Annotated in this window: 19 protein-coding genes; 8 read left to right on the plus strand and 11 right to left on the minus strand. The window is 59.4% G+C overall.

The window, feature by feature from the left end; translation table 11 throughout:
- The first annotated feature begins 417 nt into the window (after positions 1 to 417).
- Both EM858_RS01100 and EM858_RS01105 read left to right on the plus strand, forming a co-directional pair.
- A complete protein-coding gene (locus EM858_RS01100; RefSeq protein WP_127755541.1) occupies positions 418 to 783 on the plus strand; it encodes a PAS domain-containing protein in 366 nt (121 codons plus the stop codon).
- Between the two features lie 112 nt (positions 784 to 895).
- Positions 896 to 1,891 carry a KpsF/GutQ family sugar-phosphate isomerase gene (locus EM858_RS01105; protein WP_127755542.1) on the plus strand — a complete coding sequence of 332 codons (996 nt, stop codon included), beginning with the start codon at positions 896 to 898 and terminating at the stop codon, positions 1,889 to 1,891.
- Positions 1,892 to 1,928: 37 nt separating this feature from the next.
- On the opposite strand, the gene EM858_RS01110 is transcribed toward EM858_RS01105, so the two are convergent.
- From EM858_RS01110 to EM858_RS01135, 6 genes are all read right to left on the minus strand, one after another.
- Positions 1,929 to 2,393 (minus strand): NfeD family protein, encoded by a 465-nt coding sequence (locus EM858_RS01110; protein WP_031233584.1) that lies wholly within the window; start codon positions 2,391 to 2,393, stop codon positions 1,929 to 1,931.
- Positions 2,394 to 2,395: 2 nt separating this feature from the next.
- Positions 2,396 to 3,445: an SPFH domain-containing protein gene (locus EM858_RS01115; RefSeq protein WP_127755543.1), complete on the minus strand. Its 1,050-nt coding sequence runs from the start codon at positions 3,443 to 3,445 to the stop codon at positions 2,396 to 2,398.
- 56 nt (positions 3,446 to 3,501) lie between these two features.
- Positions 3,502 to 4,536 carry a ferrochelatase gene (hemH, locus tag EM858_RS01120; RefSeq protein ID WP_127755544.1) on the minus strand — a complete coding sequence of 345 codons (1,035 nt, stop codon included), beginning with the start codon at positions 4,534 to 4,536 and terminating at the stop codon, positions 3,502 to 3,504.
- A gap of 355 nt (positions 4,537 to 4,891) precedes the next feature.
- Positions 4,892 to 6,823 carry a 5'-nucleotidase C-terminal domain-containing protein gene (locus EM858_RS01125; protein ID WP_127755545.1) on the minus strand — a complete coding sequence of 644 codons (1,932 nt, stop codon included), beginning with the start codon at positions 6,821 to 6,823 and terminating at the stop codon, positions 4,892 to 4,894.
- A 216-nt stretch (positions 6,824 to 7,039) separates the two neighbouring features.
- Positions 7,040 to 7,414 (minus strand): outer membrane lipoprotein Omp10, encoded by a 375-nt coding sequence (gene omp10 / locus EM858_RS01130; RefSeq protein WP_003497694.1) that lies wholly within the window; start codon positions 7,412 to 7,414, stop codon positions 7,040 to 7,042.
- A gap of 149 nt (positions 7,415 to 7,563) precedes the next feature.
- The gene (locus EM858_RS01135; RefSeq protein WP_127755546.1) at positions 7,564 to 9,009 is read right to left on the minus strand and encodes a homospermidine synthase; all 1,446 of its coding nucleotides are present in this window, start codon (positions 9,007 to 9,009) and stop codon (positions 7,564 to 7,566) included.
- 259 nt (positions 9,010 to 9,268) lie between these two features.
- Here EM858_RS01135 and EM858_RS01140 point away from each other — a divergent pair, with 259 nt between their 5' ends.
- A complete protein-coding gene (locus EM858_RS01140; protein WP_127755547.1) occupies positions 9,269 to 10,177 on the plus strand; it encodes a GGDEF domain-containing protein in 909 nt (302 codons plus the stop codon).
- On the opposite strand, the gene EM858_RS01145 is transcribed toward EM858_RS01140, so the two are convergent.
- Positions 10,174 to 10,809, minus strand: coding sequence for an aminotransferase class IV family protein (locus EM858_RS01145; RefSeq protein ID WP_127755548.1), 636 nt, complete (start codon positions 10,807 to 10,809; stop codon positions 10,174 to 10,176). The genes EM858_RS01140 and EM858_RS01145 overlap by 4 nt on opposite strands.
- 99 nt (positions 10,810 to 10,908) lie before the next feature.
- Positions 10,909 to 12,759 carry a M3 family oligoendopeptidase gene (locus EM858_RS01150; protein WP_127755549.1) on the minus strand — a complete coding sequence of 617 codons (1,851 nt, stop codon included), beginning with the start codon at positions 12,757 to 12,759 and terminating at the stop codon, positions 10,909 to 10,911.
- Between the two features lie 169 nt (positions 12,760 to 12,928).
- Between EM858_RS01150 and EM858_RS01155 the strand changes: the two genes are divergently transcribed.
- On the plus strand, positions 12,929 to 14,476 hold the full coding sequence (locus EM858_RS01155; protein WP_003520377.1) for a sigma-54 dependent transcriptional regulator: 1,548 nt from the start codon (positions 12,929 to 12,931) through the stop codon (positions 14,474 to 14,476).
- A gap of 175 nt (positions 14,477 to 14,651) precedes the next feature.
- Positions 14,652 to 16,559: a DUF882 domain-containing protein gene (locus EM858_RS01160; RefSeq protein WP_162936879.1), complete on the plus strand. Its 1,908-nt coding sequence runs from the start codon at positions 14,652 to 14,654 to the stop codon at positions 16,557 to 16,559.
- A gap of 81 nt (positions 16,560 to 16,640) precedes the next feature.
- On the opposite strand, the gene pyk is transcribed toward EM858_RS01160, so the two are convergent.
- Complete coding sequence (gene pyk / locus EM858_RS01165) at positions 16,641 to 18,080, minus strand: pyruvate kinase (protein WP_127755550.1); 1,440 nt, start codon at positions 18,078 to 18,080, stop codon at positions 16,641 to 16,643.
- Positions 18,080 to 18,562, minus strand: coding sequence for a DUF1036 domain-containing protein (locus EM858_RS01170; protein WP_003506147.1), 483 nt, complete (start codon positions 18,560 to 18,562; stop codon positions 18,080 to 18,082). The genes pyk and EM858_RS01170 overlap by 1 nt, the downstream gene beginning before the upstream one ends.
- Positions 18,563 to 18,757: 195 nt before the next feature.
- Between EM858_RS01170 and EM858_RS01175 the strand changes: the two genes are divergently transcribed.
- The 3 genes from EM858_RS01175 (at position 18,758) to EM858_RS01185 (ending at position 20,272) form a co-directional block, all read left to right on the plus strand.
- Positions 18,758 to 19,546, plus strand: a complete 789-nt coding sequence (locus EM858_RS01175; protein ID WP_020012241.1) for an N-formylglutamate amidohydrolase — start codon at positions 18,758 to 18,760, stop codon at positions 19,544 to 19,546.
- Positions 19,547 to 19,561: 15 nt separating this feature from the next.
- The gene (locus EM858_RS01180) at positions 19,562 to 19,867 is read left to right on the plus strand and encodes a DUF1244 domain-containing protein (protein WP_059755835.1); all 306 of its coding nucleotides are present in this window, start codon (positions 19,562 to 19,564) and stop codon (positions 19,865 to 19,867) included.
- A gap of 147 nt (positions 19,868 to 20,014) precedes the next feature.
- Positions 20,015 to 20,272, plus strand: coding sequence for a DUF2312 domain-containing protein (locus EM858_RS01185; RefSeq protein WP_020812069.1), 258 nt, complete (start codon positions 20,015 to 20,017; stop codon positions 20,270 to 20,272).
- Between the two features lie 68 nt (positions 20,273 to 20,340).
- Here the strand turns inward: EM858_RS01185 and EM858_RS01190 are convergent, their stop codons facing one another.
- Positions 20,341 to 20,961 carry a hypothetical protein gene (locus tag EM858_RS01190; RefSeq protein WP_127755551.1) on the minus strand — a complete coding sequence of 207 codons (621 nt, stop codon included), beginning with the start codon at positions 20,959 to 20,961 and terminating at the stop codon, positions 20,341 to 20,343.
- Positions 20,962 to 20,982 lie beyond the last annotated feature (21 nt).

Raw genomic sequence — 20,982 nt, forward strand, 5'->3', positions numbered from 1 at the left:
TTTTCACCCGGCGAGTTTGGCCGATGCCGGATCGAAGGACCACCAAGACATCTCCTCAGGCCCGATGAGTGGCAGGCTGATGAAATGACATGAAGAAACCAGGGACCAGACAGGCGACGCAAGTTTTAACATCGCTTTAACAATAGGTTTTTTATGGTTAACAGTTGATAAAGATCGCTGGGATTTCAGTGTTATGGCAGGCGAGGGAAAAGCAGCGACATCCCTCGCTGAATCGGGCGGCTCGATTTCACTCACCTCGATTACTGGAGAAGAATAGTCATAAATGCAAAAAAATTCTAATATGAGAAGATTAAAACGTTTCAATTTGGCACGGAATCGCCCTATAGTTTATAGGGGCTGATCTTCTATTGCTCAGCAAGTGGTATTGAATTTTATTTTGTGTGACAGTGTCGTTTCATGAATCCCGTTTTGAACGCCAAGCAGGTCGGTTTTTATTGTTGGGATATTGCCAATGACCGTTTCTATCTAGACGAAGTATGTGCTGAACTCTTCGGGATTCCACTGCGGCAGGCGATGCAGGGCATCAGCATTTTTCAGATGCTTGAAAAAGTGGACCTGGATCACCGAAACCGTGTGATCGAAACGGCATTGATTACCCTGAAGGCCGCGAGTTTTTATAATCAGGAATATGCCGTGCGCCGCAGCGACGGCTCGGTCTCATGGGTAAGGACGCTCGGGCGATATCTGGTCGACGAGGAAAACATCCCTTTCAAGCGGCTTGGAACGATGGAGGAGATTTCTCCGCCGGACCGGCGTCATTGATGACATGCCGTTGTACCGACACCGTTGAGCATTTTCGGGCGACATCTACTAAAACCCGGTGCCTGTCGGCTGGAGAGTGGACTTATTCCGGCTGAAAGAGTAACAGTCGGCCATGATTACGCGCGCCGTCAAACTGGTCGAAGACAATGCCATCGAATCCGCCGTGCGGACGATTTCGATGGAGCGGGCTGGCCTTGCCGCCCTTGAGGATGCTCTGAGGAACGGTCTTTCCGACCCCTTCTGCAAAGCGATCGAGACCATCGGCCAGTCGAATGGTCGTCTCATCATTACCGGGGTTGGGAAAAGCGGCCACATAGGCGCGAAGCTTGCCGCCACCTTCGCCTCCACCGGGACGCCTGCGTTTTTTGTGCATGCGGCGGAGGCCAATCACGGCGATCTCGGCATGATCGGCGGCGATGATGTGGTGCTGGCCATTTCCAAGGGCGGCGAAAGCGCGGAACTGCGCAGCATCATCAACTATTCGCGCCGTTTCTCCATTCCGCTGATCGCGCTCACCTGTTCGGAAAATTCATCGCTGGCACAGGCTTCCGACATCGTGCTGCTGGTTCCCAATGAACAGGAAGCCTGCCCGCTTGGCCTTGCGCCCACGACCTCTACGTTGATGCAGCTTGCGCTGGGCGATGCCCTTGCCGTTGCGCTGCTGGAGGCGCGCAATTTCACCGCGGGCGATTTCAAGGTGTTTCATCCCGGCGGCAAGCTGGGGGCGAGCCTGACGCTGGTCAGCGATATCATGCATACCGGCGATCGTGTGCCGCTGGTCAGCAAGGGAACGGCCATGCCGGAAGCGGTCGGGGTTCTCTCCCGCAAGCATTTCGGCTGTGTCGGCGTTCTGGACGAGGATGGCCGCCTGTGCGGCATCGTCACCGAGGGCGATATGGCGCGCAACCTGTCGCGCAACCTCGCCGAGATGACGGTCGACGATATCATGACCCGCACGCCGAAGACCGTCAAAAAATCGGTGCTGGCGACCAGCGCACTGGCGACGCTGGAAAAATTCCACATTGGCGCGCTGATCGTCATCGATGACGACAACCGGCCCATCGGGCTGGTGCATTTCCACGATCTCTTGAGAATTGGTGTGGCTTGAAGCCACCGCCGATCCTGACAAAGCTGATCCTGAAAACTTATCGATCTAACGGCTCGATTGTCAGCGTGCGTCCGCGTGCGGAAGCGATCCTCACCCGGGTGCCGGCCGGCAGGTCTTCGCCGTTGACCGGCCACCAGGTATCGTCCAGCCTGATCCGGCCACGCCCTTCGACAATCGGTTCCTGAAGGGTCGCGGTGCGGCCGACAAGGCTTGCCTCACGCTGGTTGAGGAAGGGCTCGTCGCTTGCCGCCCGGTTCCTGCCAAAATATTTCCGGCCGAGCAGGGCGAAGACGACGGAAAGCGCGGCAAACAGCACCAGCTGCAATTGCCAGGCCCAGAATGCCGCATCCCATAAAAGCAGCGAGACCGCGCCGATAACCAGCGCGGCGAGGCCGATCCAGATCAGGAACACGCCGGGAGCGATGAGTTCGGCGGCCAGAAGCACGAAGGCGACGATCCACCAGCTCCATGGTCCCAGCTCAGTGGCAAGCCGTTGCAGCATCATCACTTCTCCGACGAGGAACCGAAGGGATTGCCGGGGATCGTGACGTTGATGCTCTGGCCGGAAGGCCGCGTCGGCGGCACGGAGCGGGACGGTGTGGAGGCGGCAGGCGCAGTCGGCGCATCGCCCCTGTCGCCGAAAACCTCTTTCGCAATCGTGCCGATGCCGCCGAGGGAGCCGATCAGCGCCGAAGCCTCCATCGGCATCAGCACGATCTTGGAATTCTTCGCCGTGCCGATCTCCGCCAGAGCCTCGGTATATTTCTGGGCGACGAAATAGTTGATGGCGTGGACATTGCCGGCGGCGATGGCTTCCGAGACCATGCGGGTTGCATTGGCCTCGGCTTCGGCCAGACGCTCACGCGCCTCGGCATCGCGGAATGCAGCTTCGCGCTGGCCTTCCGCCTCCAGAATGGCGGATTGCTTTGCGCCTTCCGCGCGCAGGATCTGGGCATTGCGGGCGCCTTCGGCTTCCAGCACCTGCGCGCGTTTTTCGCGCTCGGCCTTCATCTGCCGCGCCATGGAATCGACGAGATCCTTCGGCGGCGCGATGTCCTTGATTTCGATGCGGGTGACCTTGATGCCCCATGGTCCCACCGCCTCATCCACCACGCGCAGCAGGCGATCGTTGATGGCGTCGCGGTTCGACAGCAATTCGTCGAGGTCCATCGATCCCATCACCGAACGGATATTGGTCATGGTGAGGTTTTCGATGGCCATTTCCAGATTGGCGATCTGGTAAGCGGCCTGCGCGGCATTGAGGACCTGATAGAAGGTGACGGCGTCGGCGGAGACGCTGGCATTGTCGCGGGTGATGACTTCCTGTGTCGGTATATGAAGGACCTGCTCCATCACGTTCATTTTCGAACCGATGGTTTCAAAGAACGGCACGATGAGGTTCAGGCCCGGCTCGAGCGTGCGGGTGTAGCGCCCGAACCGTTCAACCGTGTAGCGATGCCCCTGCGGCACGGTCTTGATGCCGGCAAACAGCACCAGAATAACGAGAACCACCGCTGCCATGACGACGATGTCGAAACCGCCCAATGCAATCATCACTTTCCTCCTGATCAGAACCGTCCGGGTTTTACCCCGGCATCGTTATGGCAAGATTACACCCATCCTTGCAACTCCCGCCGCACAACCTTTTCGAGAACATTCATGCCCTCGGCGCTGTCGTTCAGGCAGGGAATATGGGTAAATTTCTCTCCGCCATTATGCAGGAAAATCTCGCCCGCTTCACCGGCGATTTCTTCCAGTGTCTCAAGACAATCCGAGACGAAGCCGGGATTCATCACGGCGATGCGCTTGATGCCTTCCAACGCCAGCTTTTCCACGGTCTTGTCGGTATAGGGCTGCAACCATTCTTCCGGCCCGAAACGGGACTGGAAGGTGATCATGAAATTTTTCCCTGTCCGTCCCAGCGCCTCGCGCAGCAGACGGGCGGTTTTCTGGCAGTGGCAATAATAGGGATCGCCCTTTTTGAAATAGGATTGCGGAATGCCGTGGAAAGAGGTGATCAGCATCTCCGGTTCCCAGTCCAGCGTCGCCAGATGGTTTTTGACGGAGGCGGCGAGCGCCTCAATATAGGCCGGATCGTCGTGATAGGGCGGTACGGTGCGGATGGCGGGCTGCCAGCGCAGCTTCATCAGATGCTCGAAAGCCTTGTCGTTCACGGTTGCCGTGGTCGATGCGGCATATTGCGGATAAAGCGGAAAAAGCAGGATTTTTTCGCAACCCTGTTCCTTCAGCGCGTCGATCTTCGAGGCGATGGAAGGCTGGCCGTAACGCATGCCCCAGTCGACAGCGACATTGGGCAGGTCCTTCAGCGCTTCCGCCAGCAGCTCGCCCTGGCTGCGAGTATAGGTGCGCAGATAGCTTTCATTGCGCTCGTGGTTCCAGATTTCCTCATAGGCCTTGCCGACTTTCTGCGGGCGCTTGTTGAGGACAATGCCGTAAAGGATCGGATACCAGTAGAGACGCGACCATTCGATTACCCGCTTGTCGCTCAAGAATTCCGCCAGATAACGGCGCATCGGCCAATAGTCCGTACCGTCAGGCGTGCCGAGGTTGACGAGCAGGACGCCGACCTTGCCAAATGCCGTGCGGGGATGGTTTGCGGGGAGTGCGGATAGTTCTGTCGCCATGAATGACACCCTGAAACTCGGACTGGTTGTATGAAGGAGCGGTTCCGTTTCGGACAAGGGCGGAAACGCTCCATCTTCTGTTTATGCGCGCCGAACGCAAACCGCGACGGGGTTGGGCCGGCAATGCCCGAGCTATACGCTCGTGCCGTCAATTTGTTCACGTGTTCTAGACGAAATTTTTCAGGATTAAACCACCGGCGGAGGCTATTTGCGGGGCGGAGGGAGCCGCAGCATGCCCTTTGCCAAAATTTGATCTGTAAGGATTTGTTTTCAAAAGGAAAATAAGAAGCCGGCCCCGATCTCCCAAGGCCGGCTTCCTGTCTGCGGCAAATTGCCCTGTCTGTTCCTGTCCGGCTTATTGAGCCGGCAGTTCCAGCTCCTCGCCAATCTCGATGTGGTTCGGCTGCTTCAGCGTGTTTGCCTTGGCAATCCTGCTCCAGAGAGCGCCGTCGCCATATTTCTCTGCTGCGATCTTCCAGAGAGAGTCGCCTTTTTCAACGACATATTTGCTGGCGGCAGCAGCGGCTGCGGCGGGCGTCGTCGTGGCCGGAGCCGTGGCGGCCGGTGCTGTGGCAGCAGGTGCCGAGGGAGCGGGGGCCGGTGTGGCGGCCGGCGCAGGTGCGGTTGCGGCCGGCGCGGGTGCCGCAGGCTTTGCCGGAGCGACATAGCCCGCAGGCGTCACTTCGCTGATGCGGCCATCCGTGTAGGGCTTATAGGGGCTGTTGGCGGTGATGTAGGCCGCAACGGCTTCCTCGAGGTTGGGGCCGAAGTCATAGGCGTTGATGGCCTTGGTCGCAAAGACCTTGAAACCGTCGCCGCCGGTACGAACGTAATTATTGGCCGCGACGATATAGGTCTTGGCGGGATCGAGAGGCACGAAGGCGTCGCCTTCCTTGACCTCGACCGAAATGACACGGCCGCCGGCCGGCTTCGAGCGGTCGAAAGAATATTTCAGGCCGGAGACCTGCATGAAACGACCCGCGCCGTCGTCGATCTGGCTGACGCCGTTTTCGAGGGCGGCGCGAATATCCTCGCCCTTCAGCTGGAAGGTCGCGACGGTGTTCTGGAACGGCAGAACCGTCAGCACTTCACCCATGGAGACATCGCCGGCATCGATGGAGGAACGCAGGCCGCCGCTATTGGCGAAAGCGATGGTCACGCCCTGATCCTTGACGCGCGCCAGTGTCGCATCGGCCACCAGATTGCCCATGGAGCATTCCTTCACGCGGCAAACCTTGCGGTCTCCCTCGATCGGGCCTTCCGACGAGCCGACGACCTTCGATTTCAGAGCCTCGATCGGCGCCTTCAGCTCATCGATGCGTTTCAGCGTGGCTTCATCCGGCTTGAAAGAGGAGTCGATCAGGATTGGATCGCCCTTGCTTTCCTTGACCACGCCGCTGTCGTCGAAGACCACTTTGAGGTCGCCCAGATATTTGCTGTACTGCCCGGCCTGAACGACCGGAACCTTGTAGCCGCCGGGATTGTCGACGAGGGTAGGATAGGGGCCTTCGGCCTTCTGATCGGTGTTGGAAAGCAGCGTATGTGTGTGGCCGCCGACCACGACGTCGACGTCAGGGATTTTGGCGATGAATTCGAGATCGCGCGGATAGCCGACATGGGTCAGCGCAATGATCTTGTCGACGCCGTCCTGCTTCAGCTTCTGCACCTGCTCGCTGATTTTCGCGACATCTTCGGCGATGGTGATATTGGGACCGGGCGTTGCCAGTTCCGCCGTGTCGTTCGCGACCGCGCCGACGATACCGATTTTCTGTCCGCCGACTTCAAGCACGATGGACGGCTTGACGCGGTCGCCGATTTTCGAGGCGGCGGTGGCCACCACATTGGCGGTCACGACGGGGAACTGCACCTTGTCGAGGAAGCCGGCAAGCCCGTCTTCGCTGTCGTCGAATTCATGATTGCCGACGGTCATGGCGTCGAACTTCATGGCGTTCAGCACTTCCGCTTCCACCGTGCCCTTGTAGGTGGTGTAGAACAGCGATCCCTGGAAATTGTCGCCGGCATTGAGCAGCAGAACGTTCTTTCCTTCAGCCTTCAGGGCATCACGGGTCTGATTGATTGCGGTCAGAAGACGGGCGGCGCCGCCGAAGCATTCGTTCTTGCCTTCTTCTTCCGCCGAGCAGGTCGAGTCGAACTTGTTGATCGATTCGATACGGGAGTGGAAATCGTTGATGTGAAGAATGTTGAGCTCGTAATCGGCCAGAGCCGCTCCGGCGGAAAGCGTTATCGCCGAAACGCTCAGCATGCCCAGTCCCAAAATTTTCTTCATGGTCCCTCTCTCCTGTTCAAAGCGGAAGCCCGGGCGGGTCGATCATCCTCCGGCCGTGCTCATTTTCTAATCTGAAATCATGTCAGTCTTTCAAAGCACGATGTTTCCATTTAGCGGCAATCGCCGCAAGCGAAATTATGACAGGCGCACAATAAACAAAAACGCACGCCTGAGGCGTGCGTTCCAGAAGATCATCCCCTTGAAAAGGTGACGTTATCAGCCTTGGCGCGTCAGCGAGAACTGACTGTTCGTGTCTGTCGTGCAGTTCAATTGTGACGGGGAGACGAGGGCGCAGTTGACGCGCGACTGCGTGTTGCGCACCAGCGAGGTCATGTTGATTTCGTAAAGCGTCGGCGAAATCGTGACATAGGTGCCGGAGGCCAGAAGCGTGTTGGTGTCGGTCGAACGGGTGGAGAAGGCGCCGTTCTGGAATGTCGATACGATGCCGTTGCGGTCGATCCAGCGACCGTCGACGGCCGGGCCGCGGGCAAGCGAAGGCGCCATCGAGGTCTGCTGGGAGGGACCCGGCGCGACGCATGAAGACACCGCGATGGCGGCTGAAAGCAAAGCAGCGCTTGTCTTGAAGTTCATGAGCCTGTTCTCCTGCGATTCGATGAAACCTTCTGTGCTTCGACCATGCCGCGAAGCGTTGCTTATTTCAAGGCAACGTTGTTCGCTCTCCCCGGTTCCTGATGTCGTGCAGGAAAGCCCCGGCGTGACAAATATGAGACTCCGTCCCGTCAGCGCACGAGGATGTTGCGAAACTGCCAGGGATCGGACGTATCGATATTGTCGGGAAACAGGCCGGGGCGACCATCGGTCGGCTTCCAGTCGGTGTAATGTCCCTCGACGGGTCCGAGATAGGGGCGCTGCACCTCGAGGCAACGGCGGTAATCCATTTCATCCGCCTCGACGATGCCGGCCTGCGGATTCTCAATCGCCCAGACCATGCCCGCGAGCACAGCGGAGCTGACCTGCAATCCGGTCGCATTCTGGCTGGGGGCAAGCGAACGCGCCTCCTGCAGGGTGAGCCGCGAACCATACCAATAGGCGTTCTTATCATGACCGTAGAGCAGGACACCCAGCTCGTCGGCGCCGTCGACAAGTTCGTCTTCGCCAAGCACGTGCTGGATCGGCTGGGGGTTGCCGCCATTGCCGAACAGCTCGTGCAGGGACAAGATGGCGTCGTTGCAGGGGTGATAGGCATAATGGCAGGTGGGCCGATAGGTCACATCGCCATCATCGTTTCGGACAGTGAAATAGTCAGAAATCGAAATCGCTTCATTATGGGTGACAAGAAACCCATATTGCGGCCCGAGCCCCGGGCACCAGGTGCGCACCCGCGTATTGGCGCCGGGCTGGTCGAGATAGATCGCCGCCTTGCTTCCCTTTTTCTGCTTTTTCGCGTTTTTCGGCATCCAGTTTTCATGCGTTCCCCAGCCGAGTTCGGCAGGCTGAAAACCTTCCGCGATAAAACCTTCGACCGACCATGTGTTCCAGAAAGCGCCGAAGGGTTTCGGCTCTTTCGCCCGTTGGGTATCGCGCTCGGCCACATGCACGCCCTTGACGCCAAGCCGCTTCATCAAGTTTGCCCAGCCTTCCCGGTCATGCGGCTGCGGCTCCTCGATGTCGAGGCCGGTATCCTTGGCGAGATTGACGAGTGCCTGTTTCACGAACCAGGACACCATGCCCGGATTGGCGCCGCAGGTGGAAACCGCAGTCGTGCCGCCGGGCTTTCGCGCCCTTTCCTTCAACATGGTCTCGCGCAGCGAATAGTTGGTTCGGGCCGCATTGTCGGCATCGGCGTCGAAATAAAAACCGGGCCAGGGTTCGACGACGGTGTCGATGTAAAGCATGCCATGCTTGCGACAGATCCGCATCAGATCGACGGAGGCCGCATCGACCGAAAGATTGACGCAGAAGCCCTGCCCTTGCACGCCCTTGAGGAGCGGCTTGAGAATCTCGCGGTAATTTTCCTTGGTCAGATGCGTCTGGATATGGCGGATGTTCCTCTCGGCCAGAAAGGCGGCGATGTCTTCGCGCGGGTCGATGACGACGAGCCGGGTCCTGTCGAAATTGAAATGACGTTCGATCAACGGAAGAGTACCGCGCCCGATGGAGCCAAAGCCGATCATGATGATGGGGCCGTCAATATCGCCGTAAATCGGGTGGTTTGCGTCCGTCATTCGTCAATTTTCCTTTTTCAGCCAATAAGTAAGCTAGATCACAAAAGCGTGCCACAATAAAGGGCAGGTGGATGACGGACATATGACGATGGCGGCGCGAAGACGCTCGCGCGCACCCTTTCCACCGCATTCTGCCTCTTCGCATTTTAGAGAGTGTGTTTATAATTAAGTTCTTCTTTTCCTGTCTGTGTCCAAAGGCTTGGGGGGCTTTGGCCGGATGACGACGGGGGAATTTTCGCCATCATGGGGGAGTTGCCTGTTGAATAATCTTATCGAGCGTGTCGCAGCGCTTCAGAGTGCCACCCCCGTTCTTATTGCGCTTTACGATTCCGAGGACCGGTTGCGCCATGCCAATCCGTCGTTTCGGGAAAGCTTTCAGCTCGCCGCCGGCGATTTCCCGACCTGGGCGGATATCATGCGGCTGAACCACCGGCTGCGCACCGGTGTCGTCGTCCGTAACAATGATTTCGAGGGGTGGCTGCTGTCGGCGCAGTCCCGGCGCGGCAAGCTGCCTTACCGCGCCTTTGAGATGGATATGCATGACGGCCGCTGGTTCTGGATGACGGAAACGTTGCAGCAGGATGGCTGGATGCTGTGCGTTGCAAGCGACGTCACCGAATTGCGCCAGGGTTACAGAACGCTGCGGCAGGACCGGGATCTGGCAGTCCGCGCCTCGCAGACGGATGAATTGACGGGAACGGCAAACCGCCGTTTCGTCTTCGCCAAGCTGGCTTTGCAGGTGGAGCGGGTTGCCAGGGAGCTTGAGGCGCCCTTTTGCCTGTGCACGCTCGATATCGATTTCTTCAAGCAGATCAACGATCGTTTCGGTCATAAATGCGGGGATGCGGTGCTTCGCGATTTCGTCGGCATCGCCCATTCCGTCATCCGGCGGGTGGATTGTTTCGGCAGGATCGGCGGCGAGGAATTCATGCTCATCCTGCCGCGCAGCACGGTGGCCGAGGGCCGGGAGATCGTCGAACGACTGCTGCAGAAGGTGCGTCTTTCGAGGCCGCTCTCCGAGTTCCCGGATTTTTCCTATAGCTGCTCGGCCGGGCTAACGGTCTATCGCGCGCCAGAAAGCGCCGACGATGTTTTCATGCGGGCCGATCAAGCTCTTTATTCGGCCAAGGAAAAAGGCCGCGACCGGCTTCTGGCGGTGACTGTTTAGACGAGTTCCGCCGCAATCAACCCATGCAGCGAATTGCCGACGAAGAGTTTCCGGCCGGCAATGTCTTCCGGTTTCAGCGCCTTTCCGCGTGCCCTGCGTTCGCGGATCAGATCGGCGCGCAGCACACCCGGCAGAATGCCGCTGTCGAGCGGCGGCGTCAGCAATTGCCCATCCGGCATTTCGACGAAAATGCTGGTCGACGATCCCTCGCACAACTCGCCGCGCTCGTTGAGCAGCAGCACCTCGTCGGCTTCCCCGGCTGAAAACTCGGCCCGCGCGGCATCATAGGGCTCGCGGCGTGAGGACTTGTGGCGATAGAAGGTATCGGAGGAGTCGAGCGTGGTTTGCCGGGCGATGCGAACCCGCCAGACGGCACCCTGCTGCAAGGGCTGGAAGTCGGCGGTTTCGATATCGAGTTCGCCCTTGTAGTTCATGACCAGCCTGACGCAGAGCGGCTTTTCGCCGCCCACCTTCTTTTCCAGTACCTGAACCGCATTGACCGGCGCGCGAAAACCGAGCGCGTCGGCGGAGCGCAGCAATCGGCGCATATGCTGGTCGATGCGCTGAAAGCCGGTCTGCGGCTCCCAGCGCAGGGTTTCCCTCAAGGTCAGATCGGCGGGTTTGCGTTTCATTGCCTGTGCTCGTCGCCTGAATTGTTGCCGGTGTCTTCTGCCGGCAATATCAACCGGCAAAGCTTGTCCGAAATAGGATAGCCCTGCCGGTGGAAGAGATTAAGCCTGTTTGTTATCCAGCGCTTCCAGCTCGTCGATCAGCCCCTCGATCATCGAAAGTCCCTTGTCCCAGAAGGAGGGATCGGTCGCATCGAGGCCGAAGGGTTTCAGAAGCTCCGAATGATGCTTGGTGCCGCCTGCCTTCAGAAGCTCGAAATATTTCTCCTGAAAACCCGCCTCGGCCTTCTGGTAAACCGCATAGAGCGAGTTCACCAGGCAGTCGCCGAAGGCATAGGCATAAACATAAAAGGGCGAGTGAATGAAATGGGGAATGTACGTCCACCATGCCTCGTAGCCTTCGGAAATCCGGATTGCCGGACCCAGGCTCTCGGCCTGAACGGACAGCCACAATTCGCCGATCTGTTCGGAGGTCAGTTCTCCCTGTTTGCGGGCGGTGTGCAGTTTGCGCTCGAATTCATAAAAAGCGATCTGGCGCACGACCGTGTTGATCATGTCCTCGACCTTGCGGGCGAGCATGGCCTTGCGTTCCCGGATGTCCCTGGTGTCGTCGAGCAGCTTGCGGAAGGTCAGCATTTCCCCGAAGACGGAAGCGGTCTCGGCAAGCGTCAGCGGCGTCGCGCACATCAAGGCGCCCTGTTCGCCAGCCAGAACCTGATGAACGCCGTGGCCGAGTTCGTGGGCAAGCGTCATCACGTCACGCGGTTTGCCGAGATAGTTGACCAGCACATAGGGATGGGCCGAGGGCACGGTCGGATGCGCGAAGGCGCCGGGCGCCTTGCCGGGGCGGGCCGGCGCGTCGATCCATTCTTCATCGAAGAAACGACGGGCAATATCGGCCATCTCGGGGGCGAAATTGCCATAGGCGGAAAGCACGGTATCCTTTGCCTCATCCCAGGGAATGATCGTGTTCGATGTATCGGGAAGCGGCGCGTTACGGTCCCAATAATTCATCTGCTCCATGCCGAGCCATTTCGCCTTCATGGCGTAATAACGGTGCGAGAGGCGCGGATAGGCCTTCTTGACCGCCGCCGCCAAGGCATCGACCACCTCGCGCTCGACGCGGTTGGCGAGATGACGGCTATCGGCAATATCCTCGAATTTGCGCCAGCGGTCGGAAATATCCTTGTCCTTGGCGAGCGTGTTGGTAATGAGCGTGAAGACGCGCAGATTGTCCTTGAAGGTGGCGCTCAGCGCCTGAGCCGCTTTCTTTCGGGTTTCCGGTTCCGGCTCCTGCAGCATGTTGAGCGTCACTTCCAGCGGCAGGCTCGCGCCGTCAATGTCGAAACGCAGATCGGCCATCGTCTCGTCGAACAGGCGGTTGAAGGCCGCCGCGCTGGTCATCGATTTTTCGAGGAACAGCTGCTCCAGCTGGTCGTCGAGCTGGTGCGGCTTGTCCTTGCGCAAATCCACCAGCCAAGGGCGGTAGTGACCCGCCGCGGCGTCATTCGCCATGGAGGCGTCCATCGTGGCGTCATCGATGCGGTTGAGCTCAAGGGTGAAGAACAGGAGGTGGGAGGAAATATCCGTCAGCTTCGCCTGGGCATCGCCGTAAAGCTTGCCGTTTGCCGGGTTCGACGTATCGGAAAAATAGGTGAGCCCGGCAAAGGAGCCGATGCGGCCGATGAGATCGTCCAGCGCTTCATATTCCTTGAGCGCAGCGCCGATGCCGTTTTCGCCCGTCGCCTTCGCGGCAGCTTCAAGCTTGCCCTTCCATTTCTTCTCGAAAGCCGCCGCCATTGACGCGGCCTTATCAAGATCGCCCTTGTATTCCGGCGAATCGCCCGACGGATAGAGGTCCGAGAGCTTCCAGCCCGGCAGGTCGCCAAGCGCCGGACCGGCGGTTTCGGCAAGGGAGAAGACGGGTTGCGGGGTAGGGCGGTTGAGGGTCATCGAACGTGTCCTTCTGATTATGCGTGCGAAGCATATGGGGACCTTGTTTCCCGCGGCAATGGATAAAATGCAAGCAATTCTCAAAACTGGATGTTCAAGTCTCCCATGCCAGAGTGCGGAATAAGGGACCGCATGAAGCAGGTCCATAAACCGGAAACCGGAGCTAAAAATGACCGCGCATGTTCTCGTGATAGACGATGATCCCGTCCAGCGCCGCCTGCTCAAAAATGCGGTGGAACGTTATGGGCATCTCGCCTTGCTCGCCGAAAACGGCAAGGCGGGGCTGGAACTGCTCAAGCAATATAGCGGCGAGATCAATGTCATCGTCCTCGACCTCATGATGCCTGAAATGGACGGGCTTACCTTTCTCAAAGCTATCGGCGAACTCGGCACCGATGTTCCCGTCATTGTCCAGACGGGGCAGGGCGGCATCGATACCGTTGTGCAGGCCATGCGCGCCGGCGCTTTCGATTTTGTCGTCAAGCCGGTTTCGCCGGAAAGGATCGGCGCTGCCATCTCCAATGCGCTCAAGCTCGACAGGAGAGAGGCAAAGGCCCGCACGGGCCGGCGCGGACGGAGCAATGCAGTGAATTTTACCGATATCGTTTCCGCAAGCCCTGCAATGCTGAGGGTCATCGAACTCGCGCAGCGCGCCGCCCAGTCCAGCATTCCCGTGGTGCTGGAAGGCGAATCCGGTGTGGGCAAGGAAATGGTCGCCCGCGCCATCCAGTCGGCCGGCGACAGGGCGAGCAAGCCGTTCATCACCGTCAATTGCGGCGCCATTCCCCACAATCTCGTGGAAAGCATCCTCTTCGGCCACGAAAAGGGAGCCTTCACAGGCGCGACGGAAAAACATGTCGGCAAATTTATGGAGGCGGACGGCGGCACGCTGTTCCTCGATGAGATCGGCGATCTGCCGCTGGATGTGCAGGTGAAGCTGCTCCGCGCGGTCCAGCAGGGCGAAATCGAAACCGTCGGCTCCGCGCGGGTGCAGAAGGTGAATGTGCGGCTGATCTCCGCCACCAACAAGAACCTCATCGAAGAGGTGAAGGAAGGCCGCTTCCGCGAAGACCTTTATTATCGCCTCAACGTCTTCCCGATCACCATTCCGGCGCTGCGTCGTCGCAAGGAAGATATTCCCCATCTGGCGCGGGTTTTCGCCGAGCGCTTTTCGGCGGAACAGAAATTGCCCAATCCCGTCGGCCTCAATGCCAGCGCGCTGGCGCTGCTGACGGCCTATGACTGGCCGGGCAATATCCGCCAGCTCGAAAACGCCGTCTTCCGTGCGGTAGTACTCTCGCAGGGCGAGGAACTCTCGGATTCCGATTTTCCGCAGATCGCGCTTCAGCTGCCGGAATTTTCGACCGGCGACGATGCGGACGATGTCATCCGCACACCATCGGGAGCGTCGCTGAAGCTTGCGGCCTATTCACCGGCCCCGCCGCCGGCCGCTGAAAATCACGCTGTCATCGAGGAGCCGTCGGATATTTCCACCACCATCTACCGGGGCGGAAACCTGATCTCCAGCATGGACGAGTCGGGCAATATCCGCAAACTGGCTGAGATCGAGGAGGAGCTCATCCGCTTCGCCCTGCGCTTCTATCGAGGGCAGATGAGTCAGGTCGCCAGAAAGCTCGGTATCGGCCGTTCGACTCTTTACCGAAAGCTGAAGGATTATGGCATTGATCCCGACGATCCCCTTCGAGATGCAGCCTGAACGCACAAACCCCGTATTCGAAGGCAGATCGTAAATTCGTTAACTTCTGAGCAAGGATATCCGCTTACCGTCTATAAACCTCTTGTTAGTGGCTGATTCACTATGTAGAGGAAGGTTGTATGTGTGTGGCAATTTTGCCATCGTGTCACCGTATTTGACGTTCATTTGAGGCAATGTGACAGAAATTGTCTTCCAGGCGGGGATCGAATTGCCATATCTGCATCGGAATAACGCGCTTTCGACCAAGATCGCGCGCGGCTTGATCAAGGATATATGCACGAAGCTGTCGGCACGCGCTGTCACCTTTGCCTGCCTGATGCTCGCCGCAATGCCTTTCGTAGGTGTTTCGGCGACGGAAGCCGCCGCCGAGACGCGCAGCCTCAAACTGTATTATATCCATACACGCGAGAAGGCGGTCATCACCTTCAAGCGCAATGGAAAATATGACCAGAAAGGTCTGCAGGAGCTGAACCGGTTCCTGCGCGACTGGCGTCGCAACCAGCCGACACGCATGGATCCGCGCCTTTTCGATCTTGTATGGGAAGTTTATCGCCGCAGTGGCGCGACCGACTATATCAACGTCGTTTCGGCCTTCCGCTCGCCGGAGACCAACGGTCTGCTGCGGACGCGCACCAAGGGTGTCGCGGAAAAAAGCCAGCACATGCTCGGCAAGGCCATGGATTTTTATATCCCCGGTGTGAAGCTTGCCCGCCTTCGTGAAATCGGTATGCAGATGCAGATCGGTGGCGTCGGTTTCTATCCGACGTCGGGCTCTCCCTTCGTGCACATGGATGTCGGCGGCGTTCGCGCCTGGCCGCGGATGAGCCGCCAGGAACTCGTCCGCATCTTCCCGAACGGCAATACGCTGCATCTTCCTTCCGACGGCAAGCCGCTTCCCGGTTATGAGCAGGCGCTTGCCGATTACAAGAAGCGCGTCAGCTCCTCCTCCATTCAGGTTGCTTCCAGTGCCGGTGCCGGCCCTGCCTCATCTGGCGGCGGCAAGCGCAAGACCCTGTTGCAGGCGCTCTTTGGCGGTGGCGGTGACGAGGATGAAGATCCCGATAGCATCGCAGCGCCGGAGCCCGCGGAACGCCCGGCCGTCGCCCGTCCGGCGGCGCCGCAGCAGGCGGCTCCCGAGCCTGAACCCACCATTGCAGTTGCTTCGGCACAGGCGCTTCCCGGCGTGAACGATGCGCCGCTGCCAACGGCTCGTCCCGCCTTCGGTAACCAGCCGCCGGCCAATACAGGCCTTGCGACCGCACTTTATTCTCCGGCCCGCAATGCCGCACAGGATGCCCTGCAGGCAGCGACCACGCCGACCCCGGCTTCCGCGCCGGCCGAGCGCCAGCAATTTGCCGATCTGGCTGAAGTATCCGTGCCGGTGCCCACACTTCTTGGGCCCCGTGGCATGAAAGGTGATGCGGAAGGATCGATCCTGACGGCTTCCGCAGATGGTGCGACACCGGCTGCGACCGGCGAACTTGCCTCTGTTCCGGTTCCCGCCAATCGGCCGGCCGTGGCGGAAGCCCTGCTGGCGGCGGCCAATGCCGACCCTGAAGGTGAGGACGATCTCGCCGAGGCGCAGCAGGATACGCTTTCGCCTACGGTGGTTGCGGCTCTCGAACAGAGCGGTCAGGCCGCCCGGTCGCAGGTCCAGTCGGCTGCCATGCCGACAGCCGCGCCATTCCCGGCCGCCGTCAACCACAAGGTTACCGTCGCACCCGCCGAAACGGCCAAGGCCGAACCGCAGGCTGGCTTCGGTGATGCTTTCGACCTGAAGCCGGCCATCAATGGCGGCCTCAGCGCCGGCATGCCGACCAAGGGTTCGCGCCCGAGCAGGCAGGATGCCGCCGTTTCCCAGCAGGCCATGGTGGGCGGTGGACGCCTGACGCAGGATCTGATTTCGGATTGGGCGCTTAACCAGAACAAGGGCACGACCGGACGCTCGGTAAAGGCGCCGCGTGTTGTCGCCAACCGCATGCTCAGCAACGACATGTCGGCTTCCGCGACCTCGGCGAGCTTCAAGCCCGGTGCAGTGGCCATCGAATCCAGCCGCTTCAGCACACCGGTGAAGATGCACTGAGCCTGTTTTCATAAGACGGCCGAGAGGCCAACAAAAAACCCGCCGTTACCGGCGGGTTTTTTTATGCGGGATATTGAAGCTTTAGACGCCGCTCTGGCCGTCCGAGCCGATATAGGCGATGCGGACCATATTGGTTGCGCCGGGGGTGCCGAGCGGCACACCTGCGGAGATGATGATACGATCACCCGGCTTGCCGAAACCTTCGGAAACCACGATGCGACAAGCGCGGTTCACCATGTCGTCGAGGTCGCTGGCATCGCCGGTGACGACGCAGTGCAGGCCCCAGACGACCGACAGCCGGCGGGCGGTCTGGATGATCGGCGACAGCGCGATGATCGGAACCTGCGGCCGTTCGCGCGCGGCGCGCAGGCCGGTCGTGCCCGAGGACGTATAGGTGACGATTGCCGCAAGCTTCAGCGTTTCGGCGATCTGGCGCGCGGCAAGCGAAATGGCGTCGGCGCCGGTCGGTTCCGGCTGGGCGCGCTGCGCATAGATGATATTGGAATAATAGGGGTCCTGCTCCACGGTGCTCGCAATGGAGGCCATGGTGGAAACCGCTTCGACCGGGTAGTCGCCGGAGGCGGATTCAGCAGAAAGCATGATGGCGTCCGCGCCTTCGAAGACGGCGGTGGCGACGTCGGAGACTTCGGCGCGGGTCGGCACAGGCGCAGTGATCATCGATTCCAGCATCTGCGTGGCGACCACGACCGGTTTGCCGGCGCGGCGGCAGGCGCGGGTCAGCTGCTTCTGGATGCCCGGAACGGCTTCCAGCGGCATTTCGACGCCCAGGTCGCCGCGGGCGACCATCAGCGCGTCGGAAAGCTCGATGATTTCCTCGATGCGCTCGACAGCCTGCGGCTTTTCGATCTTGGACATCAGGCCGACGCGGCCACGTGCGATCTTGCGAACTTCCGCAAGGTCTTCCGGGCGCTGGACGAAGGAAAGCGCCACCCAGTCGACTTCACCGGTGGCGAGAACGGCGTCGAGATCGACGCGGTCCTTGTCGGTCAGAACGCCGACGCCGAGCAGCGTATCCGGCAGGCTGATGCCCTTGCGGTCGGAAATGCGGGTGCCGGAAATGACGGTGGTGACGATGCTCTTGCCGTCGCTCTTTTCAGCGCGCAGATGCAGCTTGCCGTCGTCGATCAGCAGGCGATGGCCGGGCTTGACCGCTTCGAGAATTTCCGGATGGGGAAGGAAAACGCGGGTGTTGTCACCGGGCGTCTCGTTATTGTCCAGCGTGAAGGTCTGGCCTGGAACGAGTTCGACCTTGCTTTCGGCGAATTTTCCGACGCGCAGCTTGGGACCCTGCAGGTCGGCCAGAATGCCGATGGGGCGGCCGGTACGGCTCTCGACGGAACGGATACGCTGAATGAGCGTCCGCATCACGTCGTGGCTCGCATGGCTCATGTTGATCCGGAAAAGATCTGCGCCAGCAAGATGCAGCTTCTCGATCATCGCCTCTTCGGAAGAGGCCGGGCCGAGAGTTGCAAGAATTTTGACTTTGCGGTTACGCTTCATCAGTTTTGATTTCCCTGTGTGCCTGGCGTATCGGAGAGCTGGACCATCCAGCTGCCCTGTCTGCCCGTGTCATATTCCTTGAAACCCATTCTCTGGAAGCTGCGGGCAAAACAATCGTCCACGCCGTTGATCTTGAACTCGTTTTCCGCCACGCACATGTTGACGTCACCGGTCCAGCGGCCGCCATGGGCGGCGTCTTCGGCATAGAGATAATAATAACGTGACTGCAGCTCACCCTCGATCAGCGTCGCGCAGGTCGAGGAGGGGACCTGCCACCAGCCTTCGCTGACCCAGCCCTCCTGTGCCCGGTAGCCGATTGCGACCCCCACGAGGTTCTGCGTGCTGTTGCACACGCGAAAATCCGCATGCGCGGGCGCCGCAATCATGAACGGGGTCAGAAACAATGCCGCTGCGGAAAAAAGACGGGCGATATGCCGAAAGTGGCGAGGAAGAGCGAGAGATGACTGAGTCACGGCTTCCATCCGGATTCCATGGTTATAATGAACACACTTCTTGGCGTGGCCGCCCAAGAAAGTCAACGCGATTTTAATCGATTATATTGTTCGTGGGATCGTGAGTGCGATAAGGTAGATGGCTGTTCTTTCGCCGCAACTTGCGCCCGGCCTCAAGCCATGCCATCAAGCTTCTCTCCTCAATCCTGCCCCAGAAAATCATCGATGAACGACTTCATACCCTATGAAATCATAGAAGGCGATTATGACAAAGGCATGGTTCTTCTGGCGGACCATGCCATGAACCTCCTGCCGGCACACTACGGCAAACTTGGCCTTCCGCAAACCGCTTTTCATCGCCATATCGCATTTGATATCGGTATAGAGGGGCTGACGCGCTCACTTGCCGCGCGCCTGGGCGTGCCGGCGGTGCTCGGGCGGTTTTCCCGGCTGCTGATCGATCCGAATCGCGGCGAGGATGATCCCACTCTCATCATGAAGATTTCAGACGGGGCGATCATCCCCGGCAACCATCCGATTTCGGACGAGGAATGGCAGAGGCGGATCGAGATTTTTCACCGGCCCTATCACAATGCCGTGGACCGTGTGCTGACAGGCGTGGCCGAGGCCTCGGAAGAAGCGCCGCTGGTTCTGTCGCTGCATTCCTATACGCCATTCTGGAAGGAAACGCCCCGGCCATGGCATGCGGCTGTTCTGTGGGATACGGATCATCGCGCGGTCGATCCGCTTCTGGCGCATCTGCGGGCCACCGGCGACATCCTCGTAGGTGACAACGAACCCTATGACGGGGCGCTCAAGGGAGATACCATGTATCGCCATTGCATGATGAAGGGCATACCGCATGCGCTTCTCGAGGTTCGGCAGGATCTGATCGCGAATGAAGAGGGAATCGCCGAATGGTCGGACCGGCTCGCTCCCATTTTCGCCGCAATGAACGACGATCCCGTCCTGCATGAATATCAGTTGTTCGCCTCCCGCACCGGCCCCTATTGAGCCTGGAGTTTTGCCATGACGAATGAAAACGACAATCGGCAGGTCGAATTCGAGGCGGCGGCATTTCGCCGTCTCGTGCAGCACCTTCGCGAACGTCACGACGTGCAGAACATCGACCTGATGAATCTCGCCGGCTTTTGCCGCAACTGCCTTTCCAACTGGTACCGGGAGGCGGCCGAGGAGGCCGGTGTTCCGCTCAGCAAGGAAGAGTCCCGGGAAATCGTCTACGGCATGCCCTATGAGGACTGGAAGGAAAAATATCAGGCGGAGGCGAGTGATGCCCAGAAAGCCGCCTTTGAGCAGAACAGGCCCAGGGAATAACCCTGATCGACGGAAACGACTTGACGCGACGCCTTTCAGTGGGCAGTTCACAGGCCGGAATTCTGCTGCCCGCCGGCAGCGACCGGCGAAGGCTTCGCCCGGATATAATGAACAAGGCTCGCATGCGGGCCGCCAATGAAGGATGATATGATGGACGATACCAGCACCACCGAAACCGTCGCCGCCGCGGAACTGCGTCAGTTCATCGAGCGCGTCGAGCGCCTCGAAGAAGAAAAGGCCGCCATTCAGGGTGATATCAAGGATGTCATGGGCGAGGCGAAGGGCCGTGGTTACGACACCAAGGCGATCCGCACCATCATCCGCCTGCGCAAGAAGGATGCCAATGAGCGCATCGAGGAAGAAACGATTCTCCAGACCTATATGGCCGCGCTTGGCATGGAATGATCGGCTGGAAACGCCTCAATGAAAAATCGCCGCTTTTGCGGCGATTTTTGTTTGAGCATCTTGCGAATTCAGCCGCGCGTGCCGGCCAGCTTTTCCGAAAGGTCGACGGCTTCCTTGCGGGCGTCCTTGTCGGCGGGGTAAAGCGCCAGATAACGTTCCCAGGCCTTCAGCGCCAGCTCCTCGCGGCCCGAGGCTTCGAGGATGTTGGCAAGGCTTGCCAGCGCCGGGAAATAGCGCGGTTCCCTTTCCAGTGTCAGGTTGATATCCGCCATCGCTTTGCGGGTGTCGCCATCGGCAAAATGCACCATGGCGCGGCGATAGGGTGCCTGCACATAGTCTGGATCGAGCAGAATGACCTGGTCGAGAAAATCGTAAGCGGCGGCGTTGCGCTTTTCGTCTGCGGCTTCGCCCGCCCATTGCATCAGCAGGTTGACCGTCGCGCTGCCGGAATCATTCCATTCCGAGGCGATCTGGTTGGCGATGCTGCGCGCCTTGACCGCATTCCGTTCTTTTTTCAGCGATGCGAAAAGCGTGTCGATCGTCTTGGCGGGTGAAGGCGCGGCGTCCGCAACAGCAGGCGGTTGCCCGTCCGCCGCATGGGCAATGGCAGCCATTCCCGGAAGCGGGAGGCTTGAAAACAGGAAGCCCTGGGCAAGGATGATAGCCGTGCAAAAACGATTTGGGCGCATGGGTTAAAGCTTAACCCGACT

Source organism: Agrobacterium sp. CNPSo 2736 (assembly GCF_004005385.1).
GTDB classification, from domain to species: domain Bacteria; phylum Pseudomonadota; class Alphaproteobacteria; order Rhizobiales; family Rhizobiaceae; genus Agrobacterium; species Agrobacterium leguminum.